The sequence below is a fragment of the Limibacillus sp. genome (assembly GCA_037379885.1).
Lineage (GTDB): Bacteria > Pseudomonadota > Alphaproteobacteria > Kiloniellales > CECT-8803 > JARRJC01.
In genome coordinates this window covers 1-12027 of record JARRJC010000050.1, presented here as the reverse complement: position 1 = coordinate 12027, position 12027 = coordinate 1, and the positions used below count along the sequence as shown (strand labels likewise).

The 12027-nt window shown below is 65.0% G+C and carries 11 protein-coding genes and 1 tRNA gene; 8 read left to right on the top strand and 4 right to left on the bottom strand.

Features of this window, described 5'->3' with window-relative positions:
- Positions 1-277: 277 nt before the first annotated feature.
- On the top strand, positions 278-1498 hold the full coding sequence (locus P8X75_12710) for a glycosyltransferase family 87 protein (GenBank protein ID MEJ1996048.1): 1221 nt from the start codon (positions 278-280) through the stop codon (positions 1496-1498).
- Positions 1499-1520: 22 nt separating this feature from the next.
- Here P8X75_12710 and P8X75_12705 read toward each other — a convergent pair whose 3' ends face one another.
- Positions 1521-2891: a lyase family protein gene (locus tag P8X75_12705; GenBank protein MEJ1996047.1), complete on the bottom strand. Its 1371-nt coding sequence runs from the start codon at positions 2889-2891 to the stop codon at positions 1521-1523.
- Positions 2892-3191: 300 nt separating this feature from the next.
- Between P8X75_12705 and P8X75_12700 the strand changes: the two genes are divergently transcribed.
- The 4 genes from P8X75_12700 to P8X75_12685 all read left to right on the top strand — a co-directional run bounded on the left by P8X75_12700 (position 3192) and on the right by P8X75_12685 (position 6179).
- Positions 3192-3623 carry a universal stress protein gene (locus P8X75_12700; GenBank protein ID MEJ1996046.1) on the top strand — a complete coding sequence of 144 codons (432 nt, stop codon included), beginning with the start codon at positions 3192-3194 and terminating at the stop codon, positions 3621-3623.
- Positions 3624-3675: 52 nt separating this feature from the next.
- Entirely contained in the window at positions 3676-5181 is a 1506-nt protein-coding gene (locus P8X75_12695) for an alanine/glycine:cation symporter family protein (GenBank protein ID MEJ1996045.1), read from the top strand.
- A gap of 380 nt (positions 5182-5561) precedes the next feature.
- Entirely contained in the window at positions 5562-5948 is a 387-nt protein-coding gene (locus P8X75_12690) for a hypothetical protein (protein MEJ1996044.1), read from the top strand.
- Positions 5949-6014: 66 nt separating this feature from the next.
- The gene (locus P8X75_12685) at positions 6015-6179 is read left to right on the top strand and encodes a hypothetical protein (protein ID MEJ1996043.1); all 165 of its coding nucleotides are present in this window, start codon (positions 6015-6017) and stop codon (positions 6177-6179) included.
- Between the two features lie 96 nt (positions 6180-6275).
- On the opposite strand, the gene P8X75_12680 is transcribed toward P8X75_12685, so the two are convergent.
- Positions 6276-6352, bottom strand: a tRNA-Arg gene (locus P8X75_12680).
- A gap of 302 nt (positions 6353-6654) precedes the next feature.
- Here P8X75_12680 and P8X75_12675 point away from each other — a divergent pair.
- Positions 6655-8103: a VWA domain-containing protein gene (locus P8X75_12675; protein ID MEJ1996042.1), complete on the top strand. Its 1449-nt coding sequence runs from the start codon at positions 6655-6657 to the stop codon at positions 8101-8103.
- A gap of 94 nt (positions 8104-8197) precedes the next feature.
- On the opposite strand, the gene gpt is transcribed toward P8X75_12675, so the two are convergent.
- Both gpt and P8X75_12665 read right to left on the bottom strand, forming a co-directional pair.
- Entirely contained in the window at positions 8198-8677 is a 480-nt protein-coding gene (gene gpt / locus P8X75_12670; GenBank protein MEJ1996041.1) for a xanthine phosphoribosyltransferase, read from the bottom strand.
- A 48-nt stretch (positions 8678-8725) separates the two neighbouring features.
- Positions 8726-9208: a hypothetical protein gene (locus P8X75_12665; protein ID MEJ1996040.1), complete on the bottom strand. Its 483-nt coding sequence runs from the start codon at positions 9206-9208 to the stop codon at positions 8726-8728.
- 356 nt (positions 9209-9564) lie between these two features.
- Between P8X75_12665 and P8X75_12660 the strand changes: the two genes are divergently transcribed.
- Positions 9565-11238 (top strand): formate--tetrahydrofolate ligase, encoded by a 1674-nt coding sequence (locus tag P8X75_12660; GenBank protein ID MEJ1996039.1) that lies wholly within the window; start codon positions 9565-9567, stop codon positions 11236-11238.
- A 266-nt stretch (positions 11239-11504) separates the two neighbouring features.
- Positions 11505-12027 (top strand): hypothetical protein (locus P8X75_12655; GenBank protein MEJ1996038.1); only part of this gene is annotated, 523 nt, incomplete at its 3' end.

The following is a 12027-nucleotide window of genomic DNA, read 5'->3' as shown; positions in this document are numbered from 1 at the left end:
TGCCGCCGGCCATCTGAAAGGCCGCGAACCAGCAATGAGTCAGCACCACGCAAAGCGCCAGCACCAATCTGAGAATGGCTAGCCTGCTGTACATGCGCCCACCCTTATCACGCCTTTGGATAACTAAAGGTGAAGAAACAAGGCTCTTTTCAGCCTTCCCCACCAATGCAGCCAGCAGGGAGGCATTAATTCTTCTACTCGTTATGATCGTTTTTAAGATAATAAGAAATGTAATGATGATAATAAATGCCAAACCTTCAGAGTTCCGGAACCACGCATGGAATTTTCTCGAAAGCAACGTCAGAGTCTGCTCTGGGTGTTGGCCTTGCAGTTCGGGACTCTGCTGATCCTCTACCTTGTCTATCTCAACCTCCAAGACGGGTTGATACTCACCAAGGATTTCAGCGTATTCTACAGCACCGCAAAGTATGTGGCCGCCCCCTTCGCGGGCGTGGAGGCTCTCTACGACCAGAGGTTCTTCTTCGACTACATGGCGCAACAGGCGCCCGGCGCCGACAGTCTTCCCCTACGCTACCCGCCAACGCTGCTGTTCACGATCATCCCGCTGAGCCTCTTCGACGATCCGATCCTCGCCTACTGCTTTCTATGCGCAGCGAGCATGCTCTTGTGCAGTATGGCGGCCTACGGACTCTGCAGGCATCGCGTCGCCTTGGCGTTTTTGGTGTTCCCACTCATCAGCATCACGGTCTGGCACGGGCAGGTCACGGCACTGCTCCTGCTGCCGCTCGCCGCCGGGCTGATGCTTTTGGGGCGCCATCCGGTCGCGGCTGGATTGTGCTTTGCGCTTGTGACCGTCAAACCGCAACTGGCGCTGCTGATCCCCTTTGCGCTGCTGGGCGGCGGCCAGATACGCGCCTTCGCCGCCATGGTGGGCGGCGTCATCGCGCTTTTCCTGGCCACGGCCCTGCTGTTCGGGCCGGCGGCGTGGGTCGCGTTCATACAGACCATGCTGCATCTGCCCCAAGACCTGGAGAGCGGCCAGAACGACAACTGGAAGCACATGATCACGCTCTACGCCTTCGCCAAGCTCTTCGATCTACCGCAAATAATCGCTCTGTCCGCGCAGGTCGCGGCCGCCACGATCTCGGCGCTCGTGGTGTTCCTGGTCTGGCGGCTCTACGCCCCCGCCCCCGCCGCCAAGGCCGCCGTGCTCGTCGTGGGCGGGCTTCTCGCAACCCCCTATGCCTATGGCTACGACCTGCTCTTGCTGCTGGCGCCGACCGCTGTCATCGCAAGAGAGATCATCGAAGGTCCGCACCGCCGCGCGGACAGAGTTCTGGTCGCGCTGATCTGGTTCGCGCCGCCCTTCCTGCTCTTGCTGTCCAGCGGGCTGGCGATCCCCTACTGGCCGATCCTGCTGACCGGTTTGCTGTTCTGGATCGTGCGCGAGACCTATGTCGATCAGGGCAGTTGCTTCTACCACGGCGCCGCTGAGCTGGAAAAGCAGGGCGCTGCCGTAAACGCCCGGCTGCGCTAGCCGGATCGCATCCCCCCGCGCCCTAAGACGCCCTCCAGGCGGCCAGCGCCCGGTCGATGAACGCATCCGCAGCGCCGAGGAGCGCGCCCGGCTCGCGCAGCGCCGCCCAGTCCACCGGGGCATCCGTGGTCTCGGACAACTCATCCAGGAGATCGCGTTGGCCGGCGAGCGCCCTCTGGCAGGCGGCCTTCACGGCGGCTTGCGCCTCGGCCCTGGGCAGGAACTCGCTGAGCGCAAAACTCGCGGCCTCGGCGTAGGGCAAGCCCCGCGCCGCCTCCAGGTTGGCGCGCATGCGCTCCCCTTGAACCTCAAGACCGGACAGGCAGGAAGTCGCCGCTTGCAAGGCCCCTCCCGTCGCGCACGCCAGGAGCGGCAGCGTCATCCATTCCAGGGTCCAGCCGGGGCCGCCACGCTCCTGCTCCTGCAAGGCGGCCTGATGCAGGGCCGATAGCTGAGCGGCGTTGAAACGGGCCAGGGCGATCAGGGATTCGGCGGAAATGGGATTGACCTTGTTGGGCAGGGTCGAGGACCCGCCGCCGCGAAGCCGCACTTCGCCAACCTCGCTCTGCGCGAGCAGGCTCAAGTCCAGGCCCATCTTGCCCAACGCGGCGGTTACTTGAGAAAGCCACCCGCCCAGTTCCAGTATCGCCTCGCGCCGGCTGTGCCAGGGCAGCGGCGCAACCGCGAGGTCGAGCCGGGCCGCAAGGCTGCGCTCGACCGCCTCGGCCCGGTCGCCCAGGACCGAAAGCGTGCCGACCGCGCCGCCGAAGGAAAGCCGCAAAAGACGCGGGCGGAGCTGGAAGAGTTGTTCGCGCAACTCGGTCAGGGACGCCAGCCAGCCCGCGGCCTTCAGCCCGAACGAGGTCGGGGCCGCCTGTTGGGAGCGCGTGCGCCCGAGCATGACCTGATGGCGTTCCCTGTCCGCCAGGTCCGCCAGTAAGGTGCCAAGGCCGGCCAGGCGCCCTTCATGGAGCGCCAGCAGATCGCGCAGCCGCAGCACGAGCGCGGTATCCATGACGTCCTGGGAGGTGGCGCCCCAGTGCACGTAGTGCGCCGCCTCCCCGCTGGCCGCCTCCCCACTGGCCGCCTCCCCGTTGGCCGCCCCTTCACCCACGGCCTCGCGCAGCGCGGCGACCAGGGCCGGGACCGGCAGTCCGTCGCGCTCGCTGCCTTCGGCCAGGCGCCCGGGTTCGATCTCCAGCGTCTCCGCGCTGTTCGCGATGGCGGCGGCGGCGGCCTTGGGAATCACGCCGCAGTCCGCTTCGGCGAGCGCCAGGGCCGCCTCGAAGCGAAGCATGGCCCGGATCTGCGCTGCATCCTGAAACAGCGCGCGGCTCCCCGAATCGCTGAGGAGGTTGCCAAAAAGCGCGCTGTCCAGAGGAGAGATACTCATGCCGGTCCGATCTGCGTCACTGTCCGGGAGGGCTCCCATCAAGGCTGGAAAGCGCCTGAATTCTCATTAATTTTCGGTCCCTCTGATATACGCATATGACAAAAACATGAAGCTTTCGCGAGTGGACTGCTTCATGATCCAGTTCGAGCGCCTGTGAGGGAAGACTTTTTAGTAGAGGCGCTCGAACGAGGGAAGAAGCCGGTCGGGGCGAGCCAGCCCCGGGCATGCCTGGAAGAATGGACCGCCGCCGAATAGGCAGCAGTCGCTTCCGCCGGCTATGAAAAAATGGAGGATCTGAACGTGAATGATGTCTTAGTGGTCGGGTTCGACGACACGGAGCAAGCCCACCGGGCGGTGGCGTTTGCCGCCGAAAGAGCCGGAAAGACGGATTGCTCGCTACACTTGGTTTTCGTGGTGGAGTGGTCGCCCTACAGCTTCCACACGCCCGAGGAGTTGGCCGAGCGTCATAAGCGGCGCGAAGAAGAACTGGAACGGGCCCACAGCCTCATCCAGCCGATCATGGCCAAGTTGAAGGATGCCGGCGTTTCCGCCACCTGCGAAGCGCGCCACGGCCATGCAGCGGAGCTGCTTTGCAGCATCGCCGAGGAAAAGAAGGCCTGCCAATTGATCATCGGGCGCACGAGCGGCTCTAGCTTCGCACAGCGCCTTCTAGGCGGCGTCGCCATCACCCTGGCGCAGGTTTCGCCCGTCCCGCTGACGATCGTTCCCTGATCATCCGCCATTCGACTTTCAACAGTCAGTTTTAAGGGGGGGAATCCCTAAAATGTTGAACCGTATTCTGGCTTCGGCCTTAGTCTTGCCTTTCATGGCCTCGCTGGCCCATGCCCAGGAAGGAGACGGCATCGACCAGGCGATCAGCAACGCTATCGCGCCTATCGTCAATCCCATCGTCAGCACGGTCTTCTACTCCGTTCCGGTGTTCGGAACGCAGTTTCCGCTGATCGTCGGCTGGCTGGTCGCCGCCGCCTTGATCTTCACCGTCTATTTCGGGTTCATCCAGTTCAGGGGCATCGGCCATTCGATCTCCCTGGTGAAGGGCGATTATCTCGATCCCAAGGACGCCGGTGAAGTGACGCCCTTCCAGGCGCTCGCAACGGCGCTTTCGGGCACGGTCGGCCTCGGCAACATCGCCGGTGTCGGCGTGGCCGTCTATCTGGGCGGCCCCGGCGCTACCTTCTGGATGATCCTGGCGGGCCTGCTCGGCATGGCCTCCAAGTTCACTGAATGTATCCTCGGCGTGCGCTACCGCAACGAATACGAGGACGGCACCGTTTCGGGCGGTCCGATGTACTACCTCTCCAAGGGCCTCTCGGAGGACGGCAAGGCCGCTTTCGGTAAGTTCCTGGCGATCTTCTTCTCGATCTGCTGCATCGGCGGCGCGCTGGGCGGCGGCAACATGTTCCAGGCCAACCAGTCCTTCGCTCAGATCTCCGGCCTCTTCCCGGTGATGGAAGGCAAGGGCTGGCTCTTCGGCATCGTCATGGCCGCCATCGTGGGCGCGGTCATCATCGGCGGCATCAAGTCGATCGCCCGCGTGACCGAGAAGATCGTGCCCGGCATGGCCATTCTCTATGTCGGCTCCGCGCTGATCATCATCATCATGAACATCGGTGCGGTGGGCGACGCCTTCTCGGCCATCATCACCGGCGCTTTCGCCCCGACGGCGGTTGCCGGCGGCGCCATCGGCGCCCTGATCCAGGGCTTCAAGCGCGCGGCCTTCTCCAACGAAGCCGGTATCGGCTCGGCCTCCATCGCCCACTCCGCGGTGCAGACCAAGCACCCGGTGACCGAGGGTTACGTGGCCCTGCTCGAGCCGTTCATCGATACGGTCGTCATCTGCACCATGACCTCGCTGGTGATCATCATCACCAACTCCTGGGTGCCGGACAGCGGCGTGACGGGCATCGCCCTCACCTCCAAGGCCTTCGAAGCCAACTTCTCCGGCTTCGGTTACCTGCTGGCGATCGCCGCCGTGCTCTTCGCCTTCTCGACCATGATCTCCTGGTCCTACTACGGCCTCAAGGCCTGGACCTACATGTTCGGTGAGGGCAAGGCCAAGGAGCTGGTCTTCAAGGCGATCTTCTGCGTCTTCGTGGTGATCGGCTCCTCCATGAGCCTGGGTCCGGTGATCGACTTCTCCGACGCCATGATCTTCGCCATGGCCATCGCCAACATCATCGGCCTCTACATGCTGATGCCGAAGGTGAAGGCGCTGCTGGCGGACTATCACCAGAAGCTGGCGAGCGGCGAGATCAAGAAGATCAAGTAAGCTCGCCCTACGACAAGACCCGAAAGAGGGGCGGCGCCGGCAAAGCGCCGCCCCTTTTCTTTCTCCGCGCCAAACAGCGGGGAAAGGAAGCGGGCCGCGGCCCATTCCTGCTTCACGCGAGACGAGGTGAGCCCCGCCAACAGGAGGACGCCCAGCAAGCAGGAGGCCAACCCGCTGGCTTTCCGGCGGGTTCACATCGCGGCCGGTGGAGCTGTAGAGCCCGTGGAGTAATCCCCTTCGCCCCTCGCAGTGTCCGCGAGAATCCTCCCCAGCGGCACCGTCGAATGGTCAGTGATCTCTTTTTCATGAGAGGAGCGGCCAAGATAACGAAAAATTAAATAAATTTTGAAAGTCTTTCTCGACAACCGAGGGGGACAGCGATGTCTATCAAAGGCTTTCTGCGCGACACGGAAGGGGCGGCTCTGGTCGAGTACAGCGTCTTGATTGGCATGGTGAGCGGCTGCGTTTTGGGCGTCATCTTCGCGATCTCGCTCTCTATGGAAGCCAATCTCGGCAATGTGAGCAATGCTCTGACTTCATCGAGCAATCCGGTCTCCATCGCCAACTCGGCCTTTGAGAGCGCGGACCAACAGGGTCCCGCATCATCGGAACAAGCCGAGACGTCGCTTGCCAACTCCAGCACCAGCTCCGGCGCAAACTCCGGCGCAAACTCCGGGAGCGATGGCGGTGGAGGCTGCGCCGGAAACAGTCAGTCCGGGAAGGGGAACAACTGCTCAAACCCCAACAAGAGCGCACGCAACCAGTGACGTTGTTGTTGGCCGAAGTGGATAAAGGCACGAGCGATCAGAACCAGATCTATGAGTAGATGACCCGTGAGGCGCTTTCCGAGGGCGGCGGGACTGGCCGCGCTCGGCTACCTTCCCGCCGACTTCGAGGGCTGGGAGAAGCTGCGCCCCTACGCTCGTAGACGCCTTCTTGGTCAGGCCATCGTCAGCCGGGGTTTCGCCTTGTGCACCCCTGCAAAGATCGGGCGCTAGACCGACAGCTGAACAGGACAGGCAGTTCAAAGCAGCGGCGACCGCTCTCAAGAAGCCCCGCTGATAGGGATGCTATGGGAAAAATCATTGAAAATATGGCGCGCCCGGGAAGACTCGAACTCCCAACCTTCTGATCCGTAGTCAGACGCTCTATCCAATTGAGCTACGGGCGCATTGCCGAGGCGGGCTGGCCGGCGGGCCGTCCCTTGAGGCGGCGGAGTGATAGCAGAAGGCCCCGGCCTCGGCAAGGGCGGAAATCGCCTTTTCCGGCGCTGATAGATTGTCGTTTTGTCGCGTATCGCTTAAGCTTTCTTCCCGCAGTGAGGGAAGTGACGAGGGCGACTGTCCTGATGCCCCTTTTTCTGCACCCGCCCGGCGCTCGGCGCTTGGCGCACAAAAAGGCGACGGTCGCCTGCGAGCGGCCGCGGGACCAGCGGAACCAGACGGCAAAGCGACCTTTAAGGGGGCCACTCTCATGAAATGCACAATTCGCGGCGCGGCGCGCGCCCTTCTCTTCTCCGCCAGCGCCCTGGCGGTTGCCACGGCGGGCACAGCTCTTCCCCGCGCAGCCCAGGCGGCGACGAACTTCCTGGTCATGATGGATGTCTCCAACTCCATGTGGGGGCAGATCGAAAGCCGCCCCAAGATCGACATCGCCCGCGAGGCGCTGGAGGGCATCCTCGCCGAGGTCGGCGGCGAGACGGAGCTGGCCCTGATGGCCTACGGCCACCGCAGCAAGGACGACTGCCAGGACGTGGAGCTTCTGGTGCCCTTCGGAGCGGGCGGCGCGGATCAGCTGCGCGCCTCGATCGCCGGGCTGCAACCCACCGGCAAGACGCCCATCGCCTATAGCCTGGAGCAGACCCTTGCGGCCTTCGAAGGCCGTTTGGAGGAGAACAACAACGTCGTGCTGATCTCCGACGGCATCGAGACCTGCGAAGGCGACCCCTGCGCCGTGGCCGCCACCCTGCGCGAGCGCGGCGTCAATCTCCGGGTCCATGTCGTGGGCTTCGACGTGGACGAGGAAGCCAAGGCGCAGCTCGGCTGCATCGCGGAGAAGGGCGGCGGCGCCTACTACGACGCCGCCAACGCCGGAGAGCTGAACGAGGTTCTGGAGCAGGTCCGCGTCGTGGCCGAGGCGCCCGCCGAGGTCATGACCGACGCGGCCCCGCAGGTCGCCCAAGCCGACGCCCCCATGACCGACGCCCCCATGACCGAGGTCTTCTTCGACGACTTCGAGAGCGACAATGGCGACGTCGCCGCGCACTGGCTCGTGCAGAACCCCGACCCCGAGGCCTACATCGTGGAGGCCGGGGAGCTGCTGATGCTGTCATCGCAGGCGCAGTCGCTGGCCGAAAAGCAGGTCTCAAACCTGATGCTGCTCGATCAGCCCCTGCCGCGCGGGGACTGGGTGATCACCGCCCAGATGACCGTCGAGTTCCAGACCGGACAGGAAGACGCCTTCATCGGGGTCTATGACAGCGGGCAGGACTACATGGTGGGCATCCTCCGCTCGACCGTCTGCGGTCATTGGAGCGACCGGGTCTGCGGCCAACTGGTCGGCTACAAGCAGAGCCCGCGCGACACCAGCAGCTTCAGCGAGACCTTCTGGAACGAGCAGTTCCAGGTCGAGGGCTACGACTTCGGAACCCGAATCGCCGAGTACCCCAATCCGCTTCAGGTGCGGCTGAAGAAGGAGGGCCGCACCTATACCTTCGGGCTGCGTGTCCCGGGCTACGAAGAGGTTGGCCAGGAACCCGGCAAGGAGGCCTACAACAAGCCGCCCTACACCGATTGGTTCGACCTGGAAGCCTTCACCGTCCTGCGTCTGAAAGGGCAACTGGCTCTTGGCTTCACCCAACGCAAGGATCAGGGCGGGGAGAGCGTCGTGCTGTTCGACTGGGTCAAGATCGAGACGCCCTAGGCGCGGACGATGGCATGACGGGACCGGCCAGAGCCGGGCCCCGGGTCCGGGGCTGCCGGCCCATCAACGCCGGCTCCTCAGCGCCGCCGCTTCTTCAGCGGCGACGGCTCAGGGGGATGCTCGCCGTCGGCTCCAGGTCCCAGGGGAAGAGGATCCAGGTGTCCTGGCTGACCTCGGTCACGAAGGTGTCGACCACCGGACGTCCGGCGGGCTTTGCGTAGACCGTGGCGAAGTGGGCCTTGGGCAGCATGGCGCGCACCGCCTTGGCGGTCTTGCCGGTGTCCACCAGGTCGTCGACGATGATCCAGCCCTCGCCGTCATGCCCCTCGATGCCTTTCAGGATGTTCATCTCGCCCTGGGTGCGGTCATCGTAGCTGGCGCTGCAGACCGTGTCGATCAGGCGCACCTCCAGCTCGCGGGCGACGATGGCCGAGGGCACCAGTCCACCGCGCGTGATTGCGATCACGCCCTTGGGCTGCGGCAGCTCCAGGAGACGCCAGGCCAGGGCCTTTGAATGACGGTGCAGTTCTTCCCAGGAAACCGGGAAGGTCTTCTGCGCTTCATGCTCGCTCATTTTGGGTCGAATCTCGTCTTCAGGGTTTGCCGGAAGCCCGATATAGCATCACCGCAGATAGATGTGCACCTCGTTTACCGTCACCGCCGGGCTTACGGTGGAGGCGAGCGAGAGGTCGGCCGGCTGAAGCCCGAGGTCGAGCAGCGTGCGGTAGACCTGCTCGCCGCGCTGGCGGCCCCGCCGGGCGAGGTCGGCGACCTGCTCCTCGCTGCCGATGGAGGGCGAAACCGCGACCACGTCGAAACCGGCGCCGGGCCGCGCTGCGCGGACCTTCTCCACGACCTGGCCCAAGGGACCGCCGTAGGCGACTTCGGGCTGGTCGAAGCGGATGATCACGAGCGGCGCGTTTTCCGGCTGCGCTTCCCGTTCGCCGCCGCTGGCCTGCACCACGCCGGTCGAGCTGACGGTGATCTGGCCCTGGCTTTCCTCGAAGAGGCGTTCGTTGGAGTAGGCGCAAGCGCCCAGCATCCCGAGGAGAACCAGGAGCGAAAAAGAGCGGCGGAGCGGGTTGATGCGGCGAATGATCGGCATGGCGGTAGGTCTGCTGTCCCCCGGGAGAATTCTCTGGCCTCTAAGGCCCTTGTCTTTAGCCTCTAAGGCCCTTGTCTTTCGGGGCGCCGCCCCCCTGGCGCCGGACCCCGGATTCGAACCTTGCGCGAGATACTATCGGCTCGCACTCGCGGCCACAAGCGCGTGCGGCCTCAAGCCTGCGCGCTCGCGCCCTTAAGGGAGCCGACCTGGGGCGGCTCCATCGCAAACAGGATGCTGTGCGCCGCATCCTGACAAGATGGACCGCCCCGGCAGGTGCGACAAACCGCGCTTGTGGTTGGGGCCTCCTCCCGGCGGCCTCTTTTGAAATGAACGCTGCTTTCACCCCGGGGAACATCATGGCCAAAAGCGATATCGAAATTGCCCGCGAAGCCTCCATGCAGCCGATCACCGACATCGGTGAGAAGCTCGGCATTCCCGCCGACGCGCTGCTTCAGTACGGCCCGCACAAGGGCAAGCTCTCCTTCGACTTCATCAATTCGCTGCAGGACAAGCCCGACGGCAAGCTGATCCTGGTGACGGCGATCACGCCGACCCCGGCGGGCGAGGGCAAGACCACCACGACGGTCGGCCTCGGCGACGGCCTGAACGCCATCGGCAAGAAGGCGGCGATCTGCCTGCGCGAACCTTCCCTCGGCCCCTGCTTCGGCATGAAGGGCGGAGCGGCCGGCGGCGGCTACGCCCAGGTGGTGCCCATGGAGGACATCAACCTCCACTTCACCGGCGACTTCCACGCCATCGGCATCGCGCACAACCTGCTCTCCGCGCTGCTCGACAACCACATCTACTGGGGCAACGAGCTGGGCATCGACCAGCGCCGCATCTCCTGGAAGCGCGTCGTGGACATGAACGACCGCGCGCTGCGGTCCATCGTCAACTCCCTGGGCGGCGTCTCCAACGGCTTCCCGCGCGAGGACGGCTTCGACATCGTGGTCGCCTCCGAGGTCATGGCGATCTTCTGCCTCGCCAAGGACCTTAAGGACCTGACCGAGCGCCTGGGCCGCATCGTGGTCGCCCAGCGCCGCGACAAGTCGCCGGTCACCGCCGCCGACCTGAAGGCGCCCGGTCCCATGGCCGTGCTGCTGAAGGACGCCATCTCCCCCAACCTCGTCCAGACGCTGGAGAACAACCCGGCCTTCATCCACGGCGGCCCCTTCGCCAACATCGCCCACGGCTGCAACTCCGTGATCGCCACCAAGACGGCCCTGAAGCTGGCCGACTACGTGGTGACCGAGGCGGGCTTCGGCGCGGACCTGGGCGCGGAGAAGTTCTTCGACATCAAGTGCCGCAAGGCCGGCCTCAAGCCCGCCGCCGCCGTCGTGGTGGCGACCGTGCGCGCGCTGAAGATGCACGGCGGCGTCGCCAAGGACGCGCTGGGTCAGGAGAACGTGGAGGCAGTCAAGGCCGGCTGCTCCAACCTCTCCCGCCACATCGCCAACGTGAAGTCCTTTGGCGTGCCGGTGGTGGTCGCGATCAACAAGTTCGTGGCCGACACCGAGGCCGAGATCGCCGCCGTGCAGGAAGCCGCCAAGGCCGAGGGCGCGAAGGCCATCCTCTGCACCCACTGGGGCGAAGGCTCCAAGGGCACCGAGGAGCTGGCCAAGGAAGTGGTCCGCGTGGTCGACAGCGACACCGCCAACTTCGCCCCGCTCTACCCCGACGCCATGCCGCTCTGGGACAAGGTCAAGACCATCGCGACCAAGCTCTACGGCGCCAACGAGGTGATCGCGGACAAGGCCGTGCGCGCCCGCTTCAAGGAGCTGGAAGACATGGGCTACGGCGACCTGCCGGTCTGCATGGCCAAGACCCAGTACTCCTTTTCCACCGACCCCAACCTGAAGGGCGCGCCCTCCGGTCATGCGCTGCCGGTCCGTGAGGTCCGCCTCTCCGCCGGCGCGGGCTTCGTGGTGGTGGTCTGCGGCGAGATCATGACCATGCCGGGCCTGCCCCGCGTGCCCGCCGCCCACTCCATCGGGCTCAACGACAAGGGCGAGATCGAAGGGCTCTTCTAGGCCCCTCCCACCCTTCGCCGAGACTGCAAGAACGGCGCTTCCTTCGGGGAGCGCCGTTTTTCTTCTGCCCGGAAAGGCGCGGAATTCTGCGGTCAACCGCCACTTTTAGGGGAGTTACAAGCAATATTGGCTTGTCAATTTTCTTGACAAGCGCGCTGAAATCCTCTATGGTTCCTTTACTCGCCGCGGATCGGCGAGGGCTCTTGGGGCGCCCCTTGCCGGGCGCCTCTTTTTTTGACCGGTGATGAAGGAGGGTTCTGACCAGCATGTTCACCGACGAGGAAGAGAAGGCGCGCAGGAAGCGCCTAGGCAATCACGCCCCGGTGCTGTCCGGCGGCAAGGTTCAACACACCGGCCCGGCCGCCTCTGGCCCGGCCGCCCCTGGCGCGTCCAGTTCTGGCGCGTCCACTTCGGGCTTGTCCGGCACGGCGGCGGGTCGGCCAGTGCGTGGCGGTGCCGCGAGCGCTTCGCCCGGTCGCACGATCCCTGCGGCCAAGCCGGCGGCGGACCGCGCGACCCGCACCCCGGCCCCGGTGATCGCCGCCGTGGAGCGGGGCGACAAGCTGGGCGCGGAGCCCATGAGCCCGATGGACGTGGCCCTGGGTCTCACCAAGAACAAGCTGGACCTGGCCCGGACGGGCAAGGGCCGGCTGGGCGAGACCTTCCGCAAGCGCTTCGAGGAGGAGGGCTACCGCTTCGGCCGGGGCGGCAAGATCATGGAGGACGCACCCAGTCCCGGCGGCCCCCGCCTCGACCTGACCCCGGGCCGGGGCGAAAGCGGCAAGACCG